20 protein-coding genes are annotated in these 22,572 nt (G+C 67.4%); 13 read left to right on the forward strand and 7 right to left on the reverse strand.

Annotation, left to right across the window (positions count from 1 at the left end):
- Nucleotides 1-55 precede the first annotated feature (55 nt).
- From E9229_RS13625 to E9229_RS13640, 4 genes are all read left to right on the forward strand, one after another.
- The gene (locus E9229_RS13625) at nt 56-1,291 is read left to right on the forward strand and encodes a cysteine desulfurase family protein (RefSeq protein ID WP_312855711.1); all 1,236 of its coding nucleotides are present in this window, start codon (nt 56-58) and stop codon (nt 1,289-1,291) included.
- Entirely contained in the window at nt 1,288-2,424 is a 1,137-nt protein-coding gene (mnmA, locus tag E9229_RS13630; protein ID WP_183512146.1) for a tRNA 2-thiouridine(34) synthase MnmA, read from the forward strand. Before E9229_RS13625 ends, mnmA begins: the two co-directional genes overlap by 4 nt.
- 48 nt (nt 2,425-2,472) lie before the next feature.
- A complete protein-coding gene (locus E9229_RS13635; protein WP_183512148.1) occupies nt 2,473-3,123 on the forward strand; it encodes a hypothetical protein in 651 nt (216 codons plus the stop codon).
- 374 nt (nt 3,124-3,497) lie between these two features.
- Nucleotides 3,498-3,878, forward strand: a complete 381-nt coding sequence (locus E9229_RS13640; RefSeq protein ID WP_183512149.1) for a hypothetical protein — start codon at nt 3,498-3,500, stop codon at nt 3,876-3,878.
- Nucleotides 3,879-4,098: 220 nt separating this feature from the next.
- Here the strand turns inward: E9229_RS13640 and E9229_RS13645 are convergent, their stop codons facing one another.
- Nucleotides 4,099-4,461 (reverse strand): hypothetical protein, encoded by a 363-nt coding sequence (locus tag E9229_RS13645; RefSeq protein WP_183512150.1) that lies wholly within the window; start codon nt 4,459-4,461, stop codon nt 4,099-4,101.
- Nucleotides 4,462-4,790: 329 nt separating this feature from the next.
- Between E9229_RS13645 and E9229_RS13650 the strand changes: the two genes are divergently transcribed.
- Nucleotides 4,791-5,177 (forward strand): chorismate mutase, encoded by a 387-nt coding sequence (locus E9229_RS13650; protein ID WP_183512151.1) that lies wholly within the window; start codon nt 4,791-4,793, stop codon nt 5,175-5,177.
- A 29-nt stretch (nt 5,178-5,206) separates the two neighbouring features.
- The gene (locus E9229_RS13655; protein ID WP_183512153.1) at nt 5,207-6,199 is read left to right on the forward strand and encodes a uroporphyrinogen decarboxylase/cobalamine-independent methonine synthase family protein; all 993 of its coding nucleotides are present in this window, start codon (nt 5,207-5,209) and stop codon (nt 6,197-6,199) included.
- Between the two features lie 91 nt (nt 6,200-6,290).
- Here the strand turns inward: E9229_RS13655 and E9229_RS13660 are convergent, their stop codons facing one another.
- The 5 genes from E9229_RS13660 to E9229_RS19710 are packed head-to-tail and all read right to left on the reverse strand — an operon-like array spanning nt 6,291 to nt 11,677.
- Nucleotides 6,291-7,598, reverse strand: coding sequence for a DUF58 domain-containing protein (locus E9229_RS13660; protein WP_183512154.1), 1,308 nt, complete (start codon nt 7,596-7,598; stop codon nt 6,291-6,293).
- A gap of 2 nt (nt 7,599-7,600) precedes the next feature.
- A complete protein-coding gene (locus tag E9229_RS13665) occupies nt 7,601-8,596 on the reverse strand; it encodes an AAA family ATPase (protein WP_221184706.1) in 996 nt (331 codons plus the stop codon).
- Nucleotides 8,597-8,622: 26 nt separating this feature from the next.
- On the reverse strand, nt 8,623-9,789 hold the full coding sequence (locus E9229_RS13670) for a DUF4350 domain-containing protein (protein WP_183512157.1): 1,167 nt from the start codon (nt 9,787-9,789) through the stop codon (nt 8,623-8,625).
- Nucleotides 9,786-10,472 (reverse strand): DUF4129 domain-containing protein, encoded by a 687-nt coding sequence (locus E9229_RS13675; RefSeq protein WP_183512158.1) that lies wholly within the window; start codon nt 10,470-10,472, stop codon nt 9,786-9,788. Before E9229_RS13675 ends, E9229_RS13670 begins: the two co-directional genes overlap by 4 nt.
- On the reverse strand, nt 10,469-11,677 hold the full coding sequence (locus E9229_RS19710) for a glycerophosphoryl diester phosphodiesterase membrane domain-containing protein (protein ID WP_183512159.1): 1,209 nt from the start codon (nt 11,675-11,677) through the stop codon (nt 10,469-10,471). Before E9229_RS19710 ends, E9229_RS13675 begins: the two co-directional genes overlap by 4 nt.
- A gap of 190 nt (nt 11,678-11,867) precedes the next feature.
- On the opposite strand from E9229_RS19710, the gene mtrA reads away from it, so the two are divergent.
- From mtrA to secA, 7 genes are all read left to right on the forward strand, one after another.
- On the forward strand, nt 11,868-12,545 hold the full coding sequence (gene mtrA, locus E9229_RS13685) for an MtrAB system response regulator MtrA (RefSeq protein ID WP_183512160.1): 678 nt from the start codon (nt 11,868-11,870) through the stop codon (nt 12,543-12,545).
- 2 nt (nt 12,546-12,547) lie between these two features.
- Nucleotides 12,548-14,383: an MtrAB system histidine kinase MtrB gene (mtrB, locus tag E9229_RS13690; protein WP_407671368.1), complete on the forward strand. Its 1,836-nt coding sequence runs from the start codon at nt 12,548-12,550 to the stop codon at nt 14,381-14,383.
- Nucleotides 14,376-16,088 carry an LpqB family beta-propeller domain-containing protein gene (locus E9229_RS13695; RefSeq protein WP_183512161.1) on the forward strand — a complete coding sequence of 571 codons (1,713 nt, stop codon included), beginning with the start codon at nt 14,376-14,378 and terminating at the stop codon, nt 16,086-16,088. The genes mtrB and E9229_RS13695 overlap by 8 nt, the downstream gene beginning before the upstream one ends.
- A gap of 75 nt (nt 16,089-16,163) precedes the next feature.
- Nucleotides 16,164-17,012 (forward strand): ComF family protein, encoded by an 849-nt coding sequence (locus E9229_RS13700; protein ID WP_183512163.1) that lies wholly within the window; start codon nt 16,164-16,166, stop codon nt 17,010-17,012.
- A gap of 127 nt (nt 17,013-17,139) precedes the next feature.
- Nucleotides 17,140-17,832 (forward strand): ribosome hibernation-promoting factor, HPF/YfiA family, encoded by a 693-nt coding sequence (gene hpf / locus E9229_RS13705; protein ID WP_183512164.1) that lies wholly within the window; start codon nt 17,140-17,142, stop codon nt 17,830-17,832.
- Nucleotides 17,833-17,925: 93 nt separating this feature from the next.
- A complete protein-coding gene (locus tag E9229_RS13710; protein ID WP_183512165.1) occupies nt 17,926-19,146 on the forward strand; it encodes a winged helix-turn-helix domain-containing protein in 1,221 nt (406 codons plus the stop codon).
- Nucleotides 19,147-19,220: 74 nt separating this feature from the next.
- On the forward strand, nt 19,221-21,947 hold the full coding sequence (secA, locus tag E9229_RS13715) for a preprotein translocase subunit SecA (RefSeq protein ID WP_183512167.1): 2,727 nt from the start codon (nt 19,221-19,223) through the stop codon (nt 21,945-21,947).
- Here the strand turns inward: secA and E9229_RS13720 are convergent.
- Nucleotides 21,944-22,558: an Rv3235 family protein gene (locus tag E9229_RS13720; RefSeq protein WP_183512168.1), complete on the reverse strand. Its 615-nt coding sequence runs from the start codon at nt 22,556-22,558 to the stop codon at nt 21,944-21,946. The genes secA and E9229_RS13720 overlap by 4 nt on opposite strands.
- Nucleotides 22,559-22,572 lie beyond the last annotated feature (14 nt).

Here is a 22,572-nt window from a genome sequence, read left to right on the forward strand (position 1 = left end):
AGCTGTGTGGAACGTCTCTGCCCCGGAAACCGCTGTCAACGGCTAGAATTGACGGGTGCCAACGACCCCCATTTACCTGGACCACGCCGCGACCACGCCGATGGCGTCGACGGCGCTGGCGGCGATGACCCGGGAACTTGCGGCCACCGGCAACCCGTCATCGCTGCACGGTGCCGGGCGGCGCGCCCACCGCGTCATGGAAGAGGCCCGCGAACAGCTCGCCGCGGCCGCGGGCGCCCACCCCTCCGAGGTCATCTTCACCTCCGGTGGCACCGAGTCCGACAACCTGGCGATCAAGGGCCTGTACTGGAACCGCCGGACGGAGGACCCCGCCCGCACCCGTATCCTGTGCTGCACCATCGAACACCACGCGGTGCTCGACACCGTCGAATGGCTCGTCTCCGCACAGGGAGCCGAGGTCACTTGGCTGCCGGTCGACGCGAACGGGGTCATCAACCTGGAGGTCCTGGCCCGCGAGATAGCAGCCGACCCCGGTAGCGTCGCGCTGGTGACCTGCATGTGGGCCAACAACGAGGTCGGCAGCATCCAGCCGATCGAGCGGGTCGTCGCGCTCGCCGAACCCCACGGCATCCCGGTGCATTCGGACGCCGTCCAGGCCTTCACCGCCGTCCCGCTCTCCTTCTCCGATTCCGGGCTGGCCACCATGGCGGTCAGCGGACACAAGATCGGCGGGCCGGTGGGCATCGGCGCGCTTTTAGTGCGCCGCAATGTGGTGTTGACACCGGTCAACCACGGGGGCGGCCACGAGCGCGCACTGCGCTCTGGCACCCTGAACGCGGCGGCGGCCACCGGCTTCGCCACGGCGGCCCGGGAGGCGGCCACGCACCTTTCCGTCGAGGCCGAACGCCTTTCCAGATTGCGCGATACGTTGATTTCCGCTGTCACCGCGCTGGTCCCCGAGGCAGTCCTGAACGGCACCCCGGATCCCGAGCATGCAGGGCTGCGCCTTCCGGGCAACGCGCACTTCACCTTCCCCGGGTGCGAGGGCGATTCGCTGCTCTTCGTACTTGACATGCTCGGTGTCCATTCGTCCACCGGCTCGGCCTGCACTGCCGGGGTCCCGCGGCCCTCGCACGTGCTGCTGGCCATGGGCAGGGACGAGGAGACGGCCCGCGGTTCGCAACGCTTCAGCCTGGGGCATAGCACCACTGCGGAAGACATAGACACACTCGCTGCGGCACTTCCCGAAGCATATGCGCGGGCCAGGAAGGCCGGCATGGCAGGGCAAATGAGCAGCATCCAAACGGCAGGAACAGGGTTTTCACGATGAAGGTATTGGCAGCAATGAGTGGCGGGGTCGACTCCGCCGTCGCGGCGGCGCGCGCCGTCGATGCCGGCCACGAGGTGGTCGGCGTGCACCTGGCCCTGTCCCGGATGCCCGGCACGCTGCGCACCGGTTCGCGCGGCTGCTGTACGGTCGAGGACTCCAACGATGCCTGGCGCGCCTGCGACGTGCTGGGGATCCCGTATTACGTGTGGGACTTCTCCGAGCGGTTCAAGGAAGAGGTCGTCGATGACTTCGTCTCCGAGTACGCCGCCGGGCGCACACCGAACCCGTGCATGCGCTGTAACGAGCGGATCAAGTTCGCCGCGCTGCTGGAAAAGGCGATAGCGCTGGGCTTCGACGCGGTCTGCACCGGGCACTACGCCAAGGTCATCACCGATGCCGAGGGCAACCCCGAGCTGCACCGCGCCGCGGACTGGGCCAAGGACCAGTCCTACGTGCTGGGAGTGCTTACCCATGAACAGCTGAGCCACTCGATGTTCCCGCTGGCCGACACCCCCTCCAAGGCGGAGGTTCGTGCCGAGGCCGAGAGCCGCGGCTTGTCCGTGGCGAACAAGCCCGACAGCCACGACATCTGTTTCATCCCCGACGGGGACACCCGCGGTTGGCTCGAAGAGCGCATCGAGATGACCGAGGGCGACATCGTCGATCCAGAGGGCAACAAGATGGGTACCCACCCCGGGGCCAATGCCTTCACCGTCGGCCAGCGCCGCGGCCTGAAGCTCGGCACCCCCGCGGCGGACGGCAAGCCGCGCTTCGTATTGGAAATCCGGCCGAAGGAAAACAAGGTCATCGTGGGCCCCGAGGCACTGCTGGCGGTGGACCTGTTGCGCGGAATCAAGGTCTCCTGGGCCGGGCTGCCCATCGCCGAAGCCGGAACTGGCGAGGAGTTCGACTGCATGGTGCAGGTCCGCGCGCACGGCGATCCGGTGGACGCCCGGGCGCGCGTTCTCATCGGCGAAGACGGGAAGCCCGAAATGGTGGCCAGCCTGCTCGAGCCGATGCGCGGCGTGGCGCCGGGCCAGACCATGGTCGTCTACCAGGGCACCCGCGTGCTGGGCCAGGCGACGCTGGACACCGCACGCAGCACCGCCTGGGATCCGAGCGCCGTTTCCTAACGCCGGCAAGGAGGGCCGGCTTTGTCCGGCCCGCTTTCGAAAGGACTCATGATGCCCGATTCCACGATCAATCGATTCAACCGCAGGGCGGCTTTGTCCGGCGCGGCCGTGCTGCTTGGTTCGATGCTGGGTGGCTGCGGTTTCGTGATTCGCAGGAGTAGTGGTCCGCCCTCGTTTTCCCCGGAGGAGCTGGAGGACACCGCGGAGTTTTCCACACTCGACGAGCTGGGAGTCGCCAGGGCGAAGGCTTCCAACTCCCTGCGGTTCGACTTCTGCGCCGGTTCCATCGCCAAATCGGATGTCGGTTTGCCGGACTCGGCCTATGCCCCCGACGTCGTCGCAAACACCGGTGAGAAGTTCCGGCTGTCCATTAAGGGCAGCGCGGGAACGCTCGAAGCGGAAACAGACCATGTCCGGTTTGTCACGACTGACGACTTCCCGGTTTTGACAATCATCACCTACTTCCTCACCACGGAATCCTATGAAGACTACGTGCGGCTGATTCGCGACGCTGTGGTGGACTATGGGTTTGACCCGGTCCCGGTCGAGGCCTGGATCGAGCAGACGAGCCGGGATCATGGCGGCGATGCCTCATTTGTCGTGGGCGAGGGCAACACACTGGGGTTCTACGTCAGCTACGACCTCCGCTACGACGGTCGGAAGAAAGTGCAGGTCATCATCGTGCAGGTTTCACGATGATCCGAGTAGTGGTCGGTCCCGCCGTCCACCGGGGAATCGTTTCCTTCGCGCAGACGCCGTGTGGACGTCGCAGCGAACCAGTCATTCGAGGTGACCTGCTGCGCCCATCCGCTCGCCGAACGGGCCGTGTCATCCAGGCCTCGACATCGGCCTGTGCAATTGCCTTGTCCCTCAGGGCGGGCATCAAGCCGAGCAGAGCAAGCGTCAGCGCACCCATGATGCCGGACTTGGCATCGTGGGTGCCCCAGGCCAGCATGCGAGAGGGGCTGGTGGCACTGCCCAACAGATAGTGGGGGAACAAGCATTGGCGCAGGGCCACGGAGATGACGTGCCACGGCACTCAACACCTGCCGCTCACGACGAGGACCGGGCCCATGATCAACGGGCTCGTGGTCAGGTCAGGTGCGTGGACGAAGGCACCCAGCGGTGTCCGTCAGCAGCGGGCCGAACCTCACAAGGGGCAGCGCCATGGCAGCGGCCGGGACCACGGCAAGGGTGCGATGAGCATGAAAGGCGGCGCTGGAAGCGAAGTTGAACACCCCGGTCATCACGGTGAGTATGCGCAGGATCTTCTCGATCCGGAAGAGGCCCGGGAGCAGGAACCGGACGCAGCAGGCGACGAACCACAAGGCTGCTGGCATGGCAAGGCGGCGAGGATGCCGGTGGCCGCCACCATCACTCCCAGCGGAGGACCAACAAACCCGGTGGCCGTGAGCCCGACGGAGTCGAGCCGGCCGTTGGCGCGCGAAAACTGATCCCCGCTCCCCAGCCGGGGCAGGATCGTCCGCGCTGAGTCAACGGAAGCAGGGCGATGAAGGCGAGTCCGGCCATCAGCGTGGTGGACCGGGTGGGCTGGACGGCCGGGAACGACAGCGCGGTCTTGACGACGCCAATCGTCTCGCACGCCCTCGTGCCGAGACGAAGAGGACCTCGGAATATCGTGTTCCGAGGTCCTCTTCCAATGCTCAGGGGGGGTTAGGCCGGTTCGTCGACGATGCCGAACATCCGGGTGCCGATTTCCTGGTATTCGGCGCGGACCATGCCCGGCTCCAATGCCGGCAGGTCCTCCGGGGAGTGGTCGTAACAGTGCACGAAGCTGAACTCCGGCCACCACTTCTTCGGGCGGGCAGCCTCGGAGTATCCACAGACGGCACAGGTCAGGTGGACCCAGACCGGGCGCTTGCCCTGGCGGTTGGCCATGGACTGGACCAGCCACCCCGGGGGGGTAGCCTGGATCGCGGCGAATTCGGCTTCGCTCAGGCGCGCGGGGATGCCGTGCTTTTTGGCCATCTCCATGGAAATATCCAGGGCAATGGCGGCTTCTCGTCTATTCATCATTGCCGTTAAGCCTAGGCCATCGCGGGCACGCGTTGCCCGCCGGGCACTTGTGAGATCCCGCTCCCCGCCCACGGCACCTTCCCTGCCAGCGTCGAAAGCCGCCATGCTGTGCCATTCTCATCTACCCGGTCCGCCCGGACCGGACCCCGGGGTGGCCGTGCAGATGAGCGTGGCACCCGCATTCGGACCACGGGGAAGGGCGGGACCCCGGCGACGGTGGATACGCCGCTCCTCGATCCGCTGCTCCGTTTCTACCCCGCCTGTCGTGGGGCGACTCACTGAAGTCACGGGTTGGAGGGCACCGCCGCCAGCGCCCTAGAATTGTCCTCATGACAGAGCAGACGGAACCACGGACCGATGGCATCGACTACGACCCGGCCGCCAGCTCCCTGACCGGCCAGGTCGACCAGGGAGTCCTCGAGGAGCTCCTGGCGATCCGCAGCAGCATCGACAACTTCGATGCGACGTTGGTTTACCTGCTGGCCGAACGCTTCAAGGCCACACAGCGCGTCGGCCATCTCAAGGCCCAATACAACCTGCCGGCAGGTGACCCGGGCCGGGAGGCCTCGCAGATCAAGCGCCTGCGGACCCTGGCCGACGAGGCCCACCTCGATCCCGAATTCGCCGAGAAGTTCCTGAACTTCATCATCAGCGAAGTCATCCTGCACCACCAGGCGATCTCCGCATTCCACTCCACCGGGGGCGAAACATCCTAGGCAACGTCCGGGCCAGTGCCCACGGCCCGATGCCGGGTAACGACCCCATCGAAGCAGCCCGGATCATCCGCGGGGAACTGGGCGAACCCAACCTCCCGCACCTGGTTGAGCTGCCCGACCGCGGCGTCGGTTCGGATCAGCTGGGCCGCACCGCCGGCATGCTACTTGACCTGCACGTCGACGTGCAGCCGCACGGCTGGCGCCTGGTGGACCGCCCGGGCATCGATCACCGCCGCGCGGTCTCAGCCCTGCGCACCGACATCAACGTCCTAGCCGACATCGTCGGTGAGGAGGAGCAGCCCGGCAACTCGCTGAAGCTGCGCATCATGGGCCCGGCCACGATGGCAGCGGGCCTGTACCTCCCCGCCGGGGAGCGTGCCCTGTCCGATTACGGTGCACGGCGCGACATAGCGGATTCGCTGGCGGCCGGTGCCGCCGGACATGTGCGCGATGCGCTCCGCACCAGCGGGCTGAGGGACATCACCGTACAGGTCGACGAGCCGGCCCTGGGCGACGTCCTGGCCGGAACCATCCCCACCGCCAGCGGGTACCGGACCATCCGCTCCATCCCGCGCACCGAGGTCACCGGCTGGTGGGCCACGATGACGGCGGCACTGCTGGAGGCCGGGGCCACCGAGGTCGTTTATGCTCCAACCCTGGCGGGCGACGAGCCCGGCAAGGTGTTCGATGCAGTCTTCGGTGCCGGCGCCCAGGGCATCTGCGTGCCGGTCGCGGACCTGACCACGCTCGGCTGGGAGCACTGCGCGGCGGCCGTGGAGGCCGGACACTCGCTCTGGCTGGGGTTGCTGACACCCGGGCTGACCCCGCCGAAGGTGACCGAGGCCGTCAACCGGGTGCTGCGCCCGTGGAACCAGGTCGGGCTGGGCAATGCATCGCTCGGCTCACTCGGGCTGTTGCCGACCCAGGGCCTGGCCGACCACTCTCCGGAAACCGTGCGTGGCGTCCTGTCCCGGCTCACGCAGATCGCCGACGCGCTGGACCAGGTCCGGCTCGAATCCTGAGCCCGGACCCGGCTGGCGGCTACGGCGGTAGCTGGCCCGGCTGCATCCCCGCAGCGTCGAGGTGCGCAGCGCGGCCGCCGCAGCAGCTCCGCTACAACCTGCCGGTGGCCTTGAGCCGGATGTAGCAATCGGCCAGCGCTCCGGGCAGCTCGTGCGGGGTGGCATCGACCACTTCGGCGCCCAGGGAGCGCAGTTCGTTCTTCAGCGCCTCGCGCACCTGCAGCGAGCGTTCCACCGCACCGGCCCGATAGACCTGCTCGGCGCCGTCGCGCCGATGGCGCCAGCGTTCGAGCTCCGGATCCCGCACGGCGGCAATCACCACCGTATGCCGGGATGCCAACGCCGGAAGCACCGGGAGCAGTCCCTCCTCGACGGACCCGGGATCCAGCGCCGTCACCAGTACCAGCAGCGAATGCTGCCCGCAGAGCTGGCGGACCTGGGCGGGAAGGCGCGAAAAGTCGGCCTCGATGAGTTCGGGTTCCAGCGTGGCCATGGCCTCCACCAGGTGCCCGAGCAAGTTGCCCTTGGCGGTGGAACTGACCCGGGCCCGCGGGCGGCGGTCGTAGGCCAGGAACTCGACCCGGTCCCCGCCGCGCTCGGCCAGCACCGCCAGCAGCAGGCAGGCCTCCATGCCGGTGTCCAGGCGCGGCTCGTCCTCGATCCGGGCCGCCGAGGTGCGGGAGGTGTCAAGGACCAGCACGACCCTGCGGTCGCGTTCGGGGCGCCAGGTGCGCACCGCCACGTTCTGCTGCCGTGCCGTGGCGCGCCAGTCGATGGAGCGTACGTCATCGCCGCGCACGTAGTCGCGCAGCGAATCGAACTCGGTACCGGCGCCGCGGATCTGCACGGCTGCCCTGCCGTCGAGCTCGCGCAGCTTCTGCAGTTTCGAGGCCAGCTGGCGGCGCGCATTAAACGGTGGAAGGACCGTGAGCGTACCAGGTGCCGGCAGCGTCGCCTGCCGTGCCGCGAGCCCGAGCGGACCACCCAGGCGCAGGGTCAGGTGCGCGGTGGAGATGTCCCCGCGCCGGGTCGGGCGCAGCACCGAGGCGAAGGCCCGGCGCTGCCCGGCAGGAAGCTCCACCAGCATCCCGGTGGCCTCCGACCCGGTCCAGGGGAGCCCGGCCGCCGGCGGCCAGCCGTCGGACAGCAACCCGCGCATGGCCCGGGGCGTCGGGTTGCGCAGCAGCACGGTCGCCGTGGCTTCCTCGCCCAGCCGGGCCGTCCGCGGCAGTTGGCGCTCCACCAGCACCGACTTCGGCGACGGAGCCAGCAGCAGGTCGGCCAGCAGCAGCGTGGCCAACAGTCCCAGTGCCACCCAGAAGGAGGCCCAACCGGGGAAGGACAGCGGCACCACCACCAAGGCGCAGGCGAGCAGGAATCCGCGACGGGTCAGGAACATGCTCAGCGCGGAACCGGGACGGTGGCCAGGATCGACGCCAGCACGTCGTCGGCATTCACGCCGTCCATCTGCGCCTCGGGCCGCAACGCCACCCGGTGGCGAAGGCACGGCGGGGCCAGCACCTTCACGTCGTCGGGCGTCACGAAGTCCCGGCCGCTGAGCCAGGCCCAGGCCCGCGAGGTGTTCAGCAGCGCCGTGGCACCACGCGGGGAGACGCCCATTTGGAAGCTCGGGGCCGAACGGGTGGCCCGCACGATGTCGACGATGTAGGCCAGCACCTCCGGGGCGATGCTCACCTTCGATACGGCGACCCGGGCATCGGCCAGATCGGCGGCGGACGCCACGGCCCGTACCCCGGCGGCCGCGAGATTGCGCGGGTCGAAGCCGAGCGCGTGCCGGCGGATGATCTCAATCTCGTCCTTTCGTTCGGGCAGGTCCATGGTCAGCTTCAGCAGGAAGCGGTCCAGCTGGGCCTCGGGCAGCGGGTAGGTGCCCTCGTATTCGACCGGGTTTTGCGTGGCGGCGACGATGAACGGTTCGGGCAGCGCCCGGGTGACGCCGTCGACGGAGACCTGGCGCTCCTCCATGGCCTCAAGCAGCGAGGCCTGGGTCTTGGGCGGGGTGCGGTTGATCTCGTCGGCGAGCATCAGGTTGGTGAAGACCGGGCCCTCGCGGAAGCTGAAGGCCGAGGTGCTGGCGTCGTAGACCAGCGAACCGGTCACGTCACCGGGCATCAGGTCCGGGGTGAACTGCACGCGCTTGGTGTCCAGGCTCAGGGCGGCGCTGAGGCTGCGCACCAGGAGGGTCTTGGCCACACCGGGCACGCCCTCGAGCAGCACGTGCCCGGGGGTGAGTAGTGCGATCAGCAAGCCCGTGACGGTGGCATCCTGCCCGACGACGGCCTTGGCAACCTCGCGGCGCACCTTCAGTAGGGCGTCCCGGGCCCGTTCGGAGCTCTCGTCGCCAGCGACCGCGGGAGAGGGGGGTGGCACTGGCAGGGGTGGTGCTTCATTGCGGGGTTGGCTCACGGGGATCCGATTTCCTTTTCCAGTTGTGCGAGGTCGTTGGCCCACGCCACCAGGTGCTGTTCGCTGGTGATGGCCGGGTTGAGCAGTAGGTCGAGTTCCGGGCCGGTGCGGACCCCGGCATGCTCGGCGGCGGCGATGATCTGATGGACGCCGGCCCCGGTGCCGAGGCGGTAGTGGTGCGCCATGCGGGTCAGCGCGCCGGAGCGCAGGTTGGCCGCCACGGCATCCAATGCCCTGCCGTGGGCGTAGAGCCGGGCCCGCCCGTCGATGAGTTCCGCCGCGGGCACCACCACGGGCAGCCTTTCGGGGACCAGGGGTCCCAACCGGCGCCCACGCCAGAACATCGCCAGCAGCCCCATCAACAGCGTCCAGGCCATCACCGGGCCGAACCAGCCCGGGAGCAGCAGGAACGGATTCGGTGCCGGCATATCTGCCGTCAGTTCTGCGAACTCGGGCTGGTACCAGATGAGCTGTGGCTCCTGGCCAAGCGTCCAGAGGGCCAAGGCCGAGTGGCCCTGGCCGCGGATGTCGCGGTTGGCCAGGTAGGAGGTGGAACCCAGGACAGTGGCTGTTGCGGAGAAGACGACAGGGTGGCCGGAGGTGCCGGGGACCGGGTAACAGCCCAGTGGACCGGTGTAGAGCCGACCCGTGGCTTGGAGCAGCGGAGCCGCCTCGGCCAGCGGCATGGCACAGGATGCGGACACGATCCGGGAATCTCTGGTCCCGTCGGCCGGGGTGACGCCGGGGGCAAAGGCAGCCAAGGCCGCTGCCCCCGGTTCAACCAGGACGGTGCGCGGTGCCGCCGCGGCAAGCTGGTTGAGCTGCTCGGGGCCCAAAAGGCCATCGGGATCGTGCAGCAGCAGCGTGGCCCGGCCGTCGGCCGCTTCCAGCGCGGCGATGGCCGTGTTGAGCGAGTCCGGTTGCACCACCGCGACTCCTTTGTCCGCCAGTACCCGGGCCACCGCCTGGGCACCGCGCGGAGCGGGGTTCACCGGGCTCAGGCTCCGCTCGCTGGATGCGGGGGAAAGGATCATGGTGAGCAGCCCGGATGCCAGCATGGCCACCAAAAGCAGGATCCAGAACAGGCCGCCCGGTCGGCGGAGCCGCTGTCGGGCGGGAACGGGCTTCGCCGGGGCCGTGGCCGGGGTCTGCGGAGCGCTCATCGGGGTGCCGCCGGGGTGGCGGCGGGCGCGGGCAGTGCGGCGATGTGCGGGATGGCAGACTCGAGGGCCGCATCCAGATCGCGCAGCCGGGCGTAGTCGGCGGTGGATGCCTCGTGCTGCCCGTAGCGCAACTCGTTGAAGAACGCCGCAGCGGCGCAAAGCCGCTGCGCCTGCGCGGGGAAAGCCGGCATCAGCGCCGTGGCGGCCTCGAAGGCGGTGCGTCCGGGCTGGGTGCCCAGAACGGTGCGTTCCTCGGCCAGGCGCACCATGGCGCGGAACGACTCGAGACAGGCCAGGGCGTTGTTGCCTGCCGCCGCAGCGGCAGTGGCGCGGGCCCGGTAGCCGGCGCAGGTGAGTTCGGGAACCAGGCCCAGGTCGTACCCGGGTTCCTCGATCCGGTGGGATCGACGCACCCTGACGAACACGGCGCAAAGCACGGCCAGGATCATTGCCAGCACCAGCAGCATGATTTTTCCGGGGGTCGATGTCATGGCGTCGAACTCGTGGAGGAAGTCGAGCAGCTCGCGCAGACGGGCCTCGAGGAAGTCCCGCAGAAGCTGCGGCACGCCGCTGGCGTACTCGGCGCGCATGAGTTCCTCCTGCAGCAGGCGGTCGGCCTCCTGCCCGTTGGGGCGGAAGCCGTCCGGGTTCAGGGGGTCGGACAGGAAGGGGAACGGGATCATCGGGGCCGGGTGTCCCAGGGTGGCGGGACCGGACCCGGGGTGTGTGGGCCTGTGCCGGGGGAGGGAGCCTGCGCCGGCAGCGGGGTGTTACCGGGGATGCCCTCGCTGAAACCGGCATCGGATTCGGCCATCAATACCACGTCCAGGCCCTCGCGGCGGATCCGCAGATCGGCGTAGAGCAGTGAGGCGACCACCGCCAAGTACCCGGAGCCGAGGCCGGTACTCAAATAGGAAGCGGTGTAGGTGAGCAGCAGGACCGCCTGCACCGCCGGGCCCATCTCGCCTGAATTGCCCGGTGACATGAGCGGGATGGCCAGCCCGCCGGCGAGCGAGAGCGGAGTGGTCAGCACGCTGACGGCGACGCCGACAACGAGGCCGCACAGCAGCACGATGCCGAACAACCGCCACCAGCTGCCTCGGGTGAGCACCCAGGAGCGCTTCAGTGAGGCGAATGCGCCAACGGCCTCGGCCACGATGGCCGCCGGGGCGAAGAGGAGCCTGACCGAGAGGAACGTCGCCCCCGCGGTGAACACCAGCCCGCCGAGCAGCGCGAAGATCGTGGCGGCGAATCCGGAAACGGTCACGAAGAGCAGATAGGTCCCGCCGGCCCACAGGCCGATCCCGGCGACCCACATGGCCATGAACAGCAGGCAGAGCAGTAGCAGTTGGCCGATCCGGCTCTTGGACAGCCGCCAGGCCAGTGGCAGGGGGGTATGCAGGTTCACGATGGCGCGCAGCGTCGGTGCCGTGCACAGCAGCTGGGTCAGCAGGAACGCGAAGGTGGCCAGTACGCTGCCGATCAGGGCCGAAATGCCCAGCCAGATCCCCGATTCGGCAAACATGTCGAGGTTCGCCTCGTTGGCCAGCAGCGTCGGGTCGAGGATGAGGCCGCGGGCCGGGCCCATGGCCAGTAGCGTGACGGCGCCCACGATGAGTTGCAGCAGCACGGCTTGGCCGATGGTGGCCGCCGGATTGCGGCGCATCGTCCGGAAGGAGCCGTCGAACACATCGCTCAGGCCCAGTGGGCGCAACGGAACCACGCCCGGTTTGGGTGGAAGCGCGTAGCCGGCTGGGCTGGGCTGCAGCGGTCCGGGGCCCCATGGTTGCCGGGGCTGCCCCCAGCCCTGAGGGGGCGGAGCGCCCCACGCCGGGGGCGGGGCCTGTCCTGCAGGCCCGGGGGGCGGCGCATCCGGGGGCTGAGTCATGGGCTTGTTGCCTCCTGCTGGGTCAATGCTGGCGGGCCGGTGTATTACAGCCGGGAATGGACGATTGTTTACCAGCCTAGTTGCGACCCGCGCACAGCGCGCGCATCTACCGCACAATTGCTCCTGTAGTGTTGGTGAGAAGGCCGTGATCATGCCCGTCAAAGCGGGCGTATGAGGAGTTGGGGAGCACATGAAGGCACGCATCCTGGTTGTCGACGACGACGAGGCGCTGGCCGAAATGATCGGCATCGTGTTACGCAACGACGGCTTCGATCCGGTGTTCTGCCACGATGGGGCTCAGGCGCTTGACACGTTCCGCAATGTGAAACCGGACCTCGTGCTGCTGGACCTGATGCTGCCGGGCATTGACGGGATCGAGATCTGCCGGCTCATCCGGGCCGAGGATGACGTGCCGATAGTGATGCTCACGGCGAAGTCGGACACTGCGGATGTGGTCCGCGGGCTGGAATCCGGCGCCGATGACTATGTACCCAAGCCGTTCAAGCCCGCCGAATTGGTGGCACGGGTCCGCGCCCGGCTGCGTACCGGGGAGCAGCATGCCCCCGAAACGCTGAAGATCGCCGATCTGAGCATCGATGTTGCCGGTCACCGCGTGACCCGCGGCGCCAAGGCCATCTCACTCACCCCGCTGGAATTCGACCTGCTCGTCGCCCTGGCACGCAAGCCGTGGCAGGTGTTCACCCGTGAACTGCTGCTCGAGCAGGTCTGGGGCTACCGCCATGCGGCTGATACCCGCCTGGTCAACGTGCATGTCCAGCGCCTGCGCTCCAAGGTCGAGCTGGACCCGGAGAGTCCCGAGGTCGTGCTGACGGTTCGCGGCGTGGGCTACAAAGCGGGCCAGGCCTGAGCTTGGGCGGGGCCAAGGACCAGCCGGCTCCGGAGTCGGCCGACCGGCGCCCCTCGGATTCACCGCGGGCGCCGTGGCTGCGGGCCGTGCTTTCCCAGATACGTCACGGAATGCGTTCGGTGGCCACCCGCTGGCGGCGCTCGCTGCTGTTCCGCACGGTGGCATCGACCGTGCTGCTCTCTGCCCTGGCACTGCTGGGGGCAGGTGCGTTCCTGTCCAACCAGATCGCCAGCGGCCTGTTCGCCGAGCGTTTCCGCCAGGTCGAAAGCGAATCGGTGCGCGGGCTCTCCGAGGTGAAGTCGATTTTCGAATCGGCGGCCACCACCGACCGGGCCAGTACCCACTCGCTGGTGATGAACACGCTCAAGATCGTCGAGGGCGACGGGGCGTCCGTCCCGCGCGACTTCGTCCTGGTGCCGTTGCCCGGGGACGACAACATGTATGTCGGCCCCACTGCCAGCGGCGGATTAACCTCCCGGGTGATCCCCGAACAGCTTTCGGAGAAGGTCCGCGACTCGAACGCCATCTTCTGGCAGTCCATCGACATCACCCGCGGCGCGCGCAGCAGCCCGGGCCTGGCCTTCGGCACCAGGGTCACGTTGCCACCGGGCCGCGACTACGGGCTGTACCTGGTCTACGACCTCTCCTCGGTCCAGCAGTCGTTGGACTTCATCAACCGCACGATGGCCCTGGGCGGGGTCATCCTGCTCGTGGTCATGGGCGGCATCACCTGGTACGTGACCCGCGCCGTGGTCCGCCCGGTCGCCGACGCGGCCGAGGTCTCGGAAAAACTGGCGGCCGGCGAGCTCCAGGAACGGATGCGCGTCTCCGGCGAGGACGAGATAGCGCGGCTGGGCAATTCCTTCAACCACATGGCCCAGTCGCTGCAGGAGCAGATCACCCAGCTGGCCTCGCTCTCGCAGATGCAGCAGCGCTTCGTCTCGGATGTCTCCCACGAGCTGCGCACGCCGCTGACCACGGTGCGGATGGCAGCCGAGGTGCTCTACGGGGCCCGGAGCGACTTCGACCCGATCAACAAGCGTTCGGCCGAACTGCTCTACAACCAGGTTGACCGCTTTGAGAACCTGCTCAATGACCTGCTCGAGGTCTCGCGCTTCGACGCCGGCGTCGCCGTTCTGGATGCCGATCCCACCGACCTCGTCGCGGTGGCCCGGCGCGTGGTCGACTTCGCCCGCCCACACGCCGATGCGATGGGCTCGGCCCTGCGCATGGTGGCCCCGGCCGGAGGTTGCGTGGCCGAGATGGACTCGCGCCGGATCGAGCGCGTGCTGCGCAACCTGGTCATGAACGCCATCGAACACTCCGAGGGCAAGCCGATCGACATCACCGTCGGCGAGAATGCCGGAGCCGTCGCCGTGACGGTGCGCGACCGCGGCATCGGCATGAGCCCGGAATCGGCGACCCGGGTCTTCGACCGTTTCTGGCGCGCCGACCCCGCCCGCGCACGAACCACCGGCGGCTCCGGGCTGGGCCTGTCCATCGCCATGGAGGACACCCGCCTGCACGGCGGGCGCCTGGAGGCCTGGGGTGAAAAGGGCGTCGGTTCCTGCTTCCGGCTGACGCTTCCGATCCACCAGGGGGAGGCCATCGAGGCCTCCCCGTTACCGCTGGAACCCATAGTGCTCGCAGGCATGGTGCTGGACCGGGACACGCTCATGGACTTCCCGCTGACCGGCGAGATGCCGGCCATCGGCTGGAAACCGGCGATGCCGCTGATCGAGAAGAACAAGATGGCCGAACAGGGTCAGTCCGACGCGGCGCCCGGAGCCGATTCGGCACCCGACGCCCCCGATGTGAAGGGACCCCACCATGACTGATCTTCGCCGCCGGGCATTGGTGCTTCTGGCCCTCTTCCTAGGCACCGTGGCGGTCCTGGGATCCTGCGCGTCGATCCCGCATAGTGGCCCGGTCGGGTCCATCGCCCCCGATGGGCAGAACGAGGAAAGCAACACCTACACCTTCGATGCCATTGGCCCCCGGGCCGGAGCCTCGCCGCAGGAAGTCATCGAGGGCTTCTACCAGGCCGGCATTGCTGCGCAGGACGACTTCAAGGTGGCCCGCGAGTTCCTGACCCCGGAGGCGGCCGGAACCTGGAAGGGCTCGGTCAGTACCCGGGTCTACGATGCGGCGCCCTCCGTCGTGACCGGCTCCAAGACGGGGGATTACAGCATCCAGTTCGAGATGCTGTCCACCGTCGACGAGCACGGCGTGATGACCCGCCAGCCGGCCAATACCAGCCAGGCGCTACCCCTGAGCCTTCTCAAGGTGGACAACGAATGGCGGATTTCCCGGGTCCCGGACGGCACGCTGCTGGAGCAGAGCAACTTCTCCGTGCAGTTCTCCGCCCATTCGATCTACTTCTACGATCCGGGATTCCACTATGCCGTCCCGGATATCCGCTGGTTCCCCAAGCGCGCCGGGCTGCCGGCCTCGATGGTCGAGGCGATCTTGGCCGGACCGGCTCCCTATTTGAAGAACGCCGTCGTCAGCGCGTTCTCCGAGGGCAGCTCGCTGGTGCGCTCCTCGGTCCCGGTGGAATCAAACAAGGCGGTGGTGGACCTGACGCCACTGAGCTTCAGCGATGCCTCGGACACCACCCGGCACCTGATGCAGCAGCAGCTCGAACTCACCTTGACCCAGGTCGGAGCCGTCCGCGACGTGGTGATGACCGAGGACCAGCGCGAGGTGAAGCTCGGCGTGCCCGGGGCCGGATTCGTCCCGGCTGAGATCAACCCCTCGGTCCCCGATACCCAGATTGCCATCTCCAACAACATGCTGGTCTACTACCAAGGCAATAGCGTGGTCCCGGTCGGCGGCGTGCAGGACATCTCCGCCTACGGGCCGATCTACCCGGCGATGTCGCCCTCGGGAAACAGGTACGCGTTCCTCAACGCCTCCCGGAGCAAGCTGGTCGCGGTGAACGACAAGGGCAACGCCCAAGTGGTGGCGACCGGCACCGACCTGGTCCCACCGAGCCTGGATGCCAGCGGCTGGACCTGGACGGTGGACCATGGGGCCCCCACCCAGGTGCTCGCCGTGCCGGCCGACATTGCCAAGGACGGACGGGTCCGTCCGATCGCCGCCGAGTGGCTCAAGGACTCCCACGTTTCCTCGCTGCGCGTCTCGCGCGACGGGACCCGCGCCGTCATCGTGGCCAAACACGGGGACACCGTCTCGGTGAACATCTCCGGAATCCTGCGTGATTCAGAGGGCTTCCCGCGCGGTTTCGCCAAGCCCATGCGGCTCTACCCCTCGGTCCCGGTGTCCCGGGCCGTCTGGGACTCGGACTCCTCGGTGATCGTGATGCAGGCCGATGCCGACGCGCCGGTGACAGCGGAGCGGATCACCTTATCCGGCGGCTCCAAGGAGTTCCTGCCGCTGCTGGGCATGACGGGACTCTCCGCCGGCGCTGGGGAACGGCGCTGGGTCTATGCCGAGACGCCCGATGGCATCTACTCACGCACCGGCAATACCTGGCATGAGCAAGACGGCAAGGCCCGGTACCTGTCCTACCCCGGGTAGTCTGCTCCATCGGCGGTTCCACACCGCTGCGCGGCCGCCTTCCAGCCGGTGGCCGAGGACCCCAGACTGGCGGACATGAACCCCCTGTGCCGGATCGCCGGCCCCGCCGCCTGGCTTGATGGACTCTGGGCTGGCCCCGGCATGACCGCCGTGCGCCGCTCGGTGAGCGGGGCCTGGGCGCTGGTGCTGCCCGCCGACTGCGCCTGCTGCCAACGCCCTGATACCGGTCTCTGCCCACCTTGCCGCGCCGCCCTGCGAGCGGCAACCGTTCGGCCGCTGCGCGTGGAGCAGGATGCCGAGGCGCTGCCGCTGACCGAGGGCGGGGCTCCGCTGCCGGTGCTGGCCGCGGGCCGCTACGAACTCGGACTCGCGGCTGCCCTGCTGGCCTTCAAGAACCGGCAACGGGTGGGGCTCAGACATACGCTTGGGCCGGCGCTGGCCGGTGCGATCCAGGCCGCGGCGGCGCAGCTGCCCGACGCCTCCGATCGGCGGATTCTGCTGGTCCCTGTTCCCAGCCGGCTGCGGGCCAGGCTGCGGCGCGGGTACTGGCCGGTGGGGATGCTGTTGGCCTGGGTCGAGGCGCGTCGGCTGCTGCCCGCCGGGATGGCCACAGCGCCGTTGCTGGTCCACCGTTCCGGTGGGCAGAAGGTCCACGAACAAAAGGGCCAGGGGCGGCGGGGACGAGCCTCGATCCGAGGCTCGCTGCGCGTGCTCCGCGGTTCCCGTCCGGATCCGCGGATCCGGGTGCTGCTTGTCGATGACGTACTGACCACCGGAGCCACCCTGGCAGAATGCCACCGTGTGCTGTCGGCCCGCGGATGGGTGGTCTGCGGGGCGGTGGTGGTTGCGGCCACGGCTGCCCCGCGGGAGGGCGCCGCGGAAATTAAGCCAAGCGCGATCGACTTAAGCACGCAACACGCTTGATTATCTGGATTCGTGAACTACGGTGAAGTATGGGCACCTCGATGGAGGATAAGCACCCCATCTTCAGCGACTGGGAGGAGGACTCTACAGTCGCTGATGTGTCACCTGAGCTATGTTGGAGGACACCATGGAGATGAAGATCAGCGGACGAAATGTCACTGTCAGCGACCGCTTCCGGGAGTACGCGGAAGACAAGATCGACAAGGTCGACCAGTTCGCCGCCAAGATCCAGCGCTTGGACATCAAGGTCACCAAGGAGGCCAACGCACGCCAAGCGGACACCGCTCTGACAGTCGAGCTCACCGTCGTCGGCAAGGGCCCCGCCATCCGAGCCGAAGCCAAGGCATCCGATAAGTTCGCAGCCTTCGACATCGCTTTCGGCAAGCTGCTCGAGCGTCTTCGCCGGGCCAGCGAGCGCCGCAAGGTCCACCACGGGCGCAAGACGCCACAGGCCGTGTTCGAGGCGACTTCTACCTTGGAACCCGCAGACTCCTCGCTGCCGTTGCACGAAGCGACGCTCAAGGCCCAGCAGGCTGCAGCCGATGAAGTGGCCGAGGCCAATGGTGCTGCTTCCAGCGCAGTGGAGATCCGGCGCAAGGTCTTCCCCTCGGTCTCGATGAGCGTCGATGACGCGGTAGACCGGATGGAACTGGTCGGTCACCCGTTCTACCTGTTCGTCGACGAAGTCACCGGGATGAACTCTGTGGTCTACCGCCGCAAGGGTTACGCGTACGGCATCATCACCCTCGACACCGAGGCTGAGGTCGAAGAGACTGTTGAAGTCCGCTCCTACCGTGAAACCGAACCCGCCGGGGCCTGAGCCCCGAGTCGCCACAAAGCAAGGCCCGTTTCCCGCATCGGCGGGGACCGGGCCTTGCCCCAGTCCGGGGGATGGCGGGAATAGAATATGGCGATGGGCACACGGATGGGCATCGGGCAGGCGCGGCGCATCGCGCTTGCCGCGCAGGGACTGGCGCGCAGGCGTTCGCCGGCCCCGGTGGGCACAGCTGCGCTGACGCGCTCCTTCAACCGCCTGCAGCTGCTGCAGATCGACTCCGTCAATGTGTTGACCCGGGCCCATTACCTGCCGCTGTTCTCCCGGCTTGGCCCTTATGACACGGCGACGCTTGACCGCATGGGTTCCACCTCGCCGCGCAAGATGGTCGAATACTGGGCCCATGAGGCCTCCTACATCAGGCCCGAGCACTTTGCCGACCTGCGCAACTGGCAGCGCCGCACCTGGATGGGTCGAATCGCGCAGGACGATGTCCACCGGATCGAGCTTGCCGAGCGGATCACAGGCCTGCTCGATGCCTCGTCGCCGCTGACCGCGCGGGAGGTGAGGGAGCGCCTGGGCCATGCGCCGCAAACCAGCACTGACAACTGGGGCTGGAACTGGTCCGAGGCCAAGGAGGTACTCGAGATCCTCTTCGCCCGTGGCGAGGTTGGAGCAGCGGGGCGGACCTCCCAGTTCGAACGCCGATACGCCCCGGCACACCGGGTGCTGCCGGCCGGTGTTCTGCTGGGTCCCGCGGAGGCGGATGCATCAATCGACCGTCTCATCACCGCCGCGGCTAGCGCCCACGGCATCGGCACGGCCAGGTGCCTGGCCGACTACTTCCGTCTGCCCCTTCGCGAAGCCAACCAGTCGATTACTCGACTCGTTGCCGCCGGAACGCTTGAAGCCGTTGAGGTGGCGGGATGGCCGGGCCCGCAGTATCTGCACGCAGCGGCCGCCAAGCCGAGAAAGGCCGAGGGCGCCGCGTTGCTGAGCCCCTTCGACTCGATGGTCTTCGAACGGCGCCGGCTGGAACAGCTATTCGGTTTCCATTACAGGATCGAAATCTATACCCCGGCGGCCAGGCGCCGCTTCGGCTATTACGTGCTGCCGTTTCTGTTGCGCGATGCGATGGTGGCCCGCGTCGATCTGAAGGCCGACCGGGAATCGGGTCGACTGCTGGTGCGTTCGGCCCACGCCGAACCCGACGCGCCACCCGACACGGCCGACGAGCTTGCCCGAGAGCTCGGAGAACTGGCCCGATGGCTGAAATTGGAGCGGATTGAGGTCGAATCGGCCGGGAACCTGAGCGTTGCCTTGTCAATTGCCATGAGGTTTCAGGGGACACGGGCATAATCGCTGGCGAAATGCGTCTCTCGCGTAGACTGAACTAGCCAGAAATCCTGTGCTTGAGATTTGGGAGCTGCCACGTGGCATCAATGCTTGAACGTATCTTGCGGACCGGCGACAAGAAGACGCTGAAGAAACTGCGGGGATACGCCGACGCGATCAACGTCCTGGAAGATGAATTCCGGGGTCTTACCGATGCCGAGCTGCGTGCCGAGACGGACAAGTTCAAGCAGCGCTACCAGGACGGGACTTCGCTCGATGCCCTGCTGCCCGAGGCATTTGCCGCGGTGCGCGAAGCCTCCGACCGGACCCTGGGCATGCGCCATTTCGATGTCCAGCTCATGGGCGGTGCCGCTCTGCACCTGGGCAACATTGCCGAGATGAAAACCGGCGAGGGCAAGACCCTGGTCGCCACCGGCCCGGCCTACCTCAATGCCATTTCCGGCAAGGGCGTGCACGTAGTCACGGTCAACGACTTCCTTGCCGAGTACCAGTCGGACATCATGGGACGCGTCTACCGCTTCCTGGGCCTGACCAGCGGCTGCATCCTTGCCAACCAGGATCCCTCGGTCCGCCGCAAGCAGTACGAAGCGGATATCACCTACGGGACGAACAATGAATTCGGCTTCGACTACCTGCGCGACAACATGGCCTGGAACGCGGATGAACTCGTCCAGCGCGGCCATAACTTCGCCATCGTCGATGAAGTCGACTCGATCCTCATCGACGAGGCACGTACCCCGTTGATCATCTCGGGCCAGGCCCAGGGCGACGTTAACCGCTGGTACTCCGAGTTCGCACGCATGGTCGACAAGCTGGTCCTGGACGAGGACTACGAGGTCGACATCAAGAAGCGCACCATCGGCGTGCTCGAGTCGGGCATTGAGAAGATCGAAGACCAGCTCGGCATTCACAACCTCTACGAGGCCTCGAATACTCCGCTCATCGGTTTCCTGAACAACGCCATCAAGGCCAAGGAACTGTTCAAGAAGGACAAGGACTACGTCGTGATCAACGGCGAGGTCATGATCGTCGATGAGCACACCGGTCGTTCACTGGCCGGCCGACGCTACTCCGAGGGCATGCACCAGGCCATCGAGGCGAAGGAAGGGGTGGAAATCAAGGCCGAGAACCAGACCATGGCCACGGTCACCCTGCAGAACTACTTCCGCCTCTACGGCAGGCTTTCCGGAATGACCGGCACGGCCCAGACCGAGGCCGGCGAATTCATGGGCACCTACAAGCTCGGCGTCGTGGAGATCCCGACGAACAAGCCGATGCGCCGTTCCGATCAGTCGGACTTGATCTACAAGAACGAAATCGTGAAGTTCGATGCGGTCGTCAAGGACATTGCCGAACGCCACGGAACCGGACAGCCGATCCTGGTCGGCACCACCAGCGTCGAGAAGAGCGAATACCTTTCCCGGCTGCTGGCCAAGGAGGGCATCCGCCACGAGGTGCTCAACGCCAAGCACCACGCCCGCGAGGCCTCAATTGTCGCCCAGGCAGGCAAGAAGGGTGCCGTCACGGTCGCCACGAACATGGCTGGCCGCGGTACCGACATCATGCTCGGAGGAAACGCCGAGTTCCTGGCCGTGGCCGAAATGGACCGTCGCGGACTGGACCCGGAGAACAACTCCGAGGAATATGAGCGCGTCTGGGACGGTGTCTTCGAGGAGTCGCAGGCCAAGGTCGAGCGCGAAGCCGAAGAGGTCCGCGACGCCGGTGGCCTGTACGTGCTGGGCACCGAACGCCACGAATCGCGTCGGATCGACAACCAGCTGCGCGGCCGTTCCGGCCGTCAGGGCGACCCGGGCGAATCGCGCTTCTACCTCTCGATGACCGATGAGCTGATGCGCCGCTTCAACGCCAACGCTGCCCAGCGCATCATGAACAACCCCTCCATGCCCGATGACATGGCGCTGGAATCAAAGATCGTCTCCAAGGCCATTGAAACGGCGCAGGGCCAAGTGGAATCCTCCAACGCCGAACAGCGCAAGAACGTGCTGAAGTACGACGACGTGATGAACCGCCAGCGCGAGGCCATCTACGGGGACCGCCGCCGCATTCTCGAGGGCGGGGACCTGAAGCAGAAGGTCGAGCACTTCCTGGAGGACGTGGTCACCGCCATGGTCTCCGAGGCAACGGCCGAGGGCCACGCGGACGACTGGGACCTGGAACAGCTGTGGACCAACCTCAAGCAGCTCTACCCGATCGAGCTGACGATCGAAGAGGTGGTTGCCGAAGCAGGTGGCGTCGGCGCTTTGACCAGCGAGTTCCTCCACAACGAGATCCTTTCCGACGCCCGCGTGCAGTACGCGGCCCGTGAGGCATCCCTCGGCGAGGAGAACATGCGTGAACTCGAACGCCGCGTCGTGCTCTCGGTGATCGGCCGCAAATGGCAGGAACACCTCTACGAGATGGATTACCTCAAAGAGGGCATTGGCCTGCGCGCCATGGCCCAGCGCGATCCGCTGGTCGAGTACCAGCGCGAGGGCTTCATCATGTTCCAGACGATGATGGAGGCGATCCGTGAGGAGAGCATCGGCTTCCTGTTCAACATCGAGGTTGAGGTGGCGGCTCCGGCTCCGGTGTCCCTGCCGGGCGTCAAGGACGGCCGCGGCGTCACCAGCGGCCCCGTCCTGAACACCCCGAGCCTCGACGCACCGCAGAAGCCCTCGCAGCTGCAGTTCACCGCTCCGACCGAGGATGGCGAGGCGAGCACCCACATCGAGCGTTCGGCGTCGGCCAAGGCCGAGAAGCCGGCCAACAAGGGCAACAAGAAGAAGAAGGGCAACAAGCGCTAACCGATCTCCAGCGCAGTAGCCAACCAGCGTCCGCGCCACCGCTCCAGTCTCAGGGCGGCGGCACGGACGCTGGTTTTTTCGTCGACGACGACGGCCGCCTCGTAGATGGTGTCGCTGAGCCGCGACACCCGTACCTGGCGGACGCAGGGGCAATGGAATGAGCGTGCCCCCGGGTCGGGGCAGGAGGCCCTCAGCAGCTCCCGGCGCCGGCTGAGCTTGGCCAGGCAGTCGGCGGAATACCAGCGGGCCAGCTGCTGCACCGGACGCTGGCCGATGAGGGACTCGAACGTCGCGGCCGCCAGGGCGCGTGCCAGTAGGGCCACCTCGTGATCGGCCTTGGTGTGCGTGGAAAGGAAGGGTGCCCCGGTATCGGGTGCGGCGCCCAGCGCCGCCAGCGACTCGCCGATGTCCTCTATGTCTTCGCCGGGCCTCTCGGCCGGAACCGCGGGGTTCCGGACTGCAGGCCCGCCTGGCTCGTGGCGTTGCGGGTCGAGTCGCGGCGCCTGTGGCGGGAAGCGCCGGGCCCGGGGCGCATGGGCCGGGGTGGCTCCGAAAGCAGCCGTGTTGGCAAGGTGCAGGACGAGCGGTTCCGGTGCTGCCAAAAGCGTCATGACGGTCTCCTCGT

Origin of the sequence: Paeniglutamicibacter cryotolerans (genome assembly GCF_014190875.1) — a bacterium.
Classification (GTDB): domain Bacteria; phylum Actinomycetota; class Actinomycetes; order Actinomycetales; family Micrococcaceae; genus Paeniglutamicibacter; species Paeniglutamicibacter cryotolerans.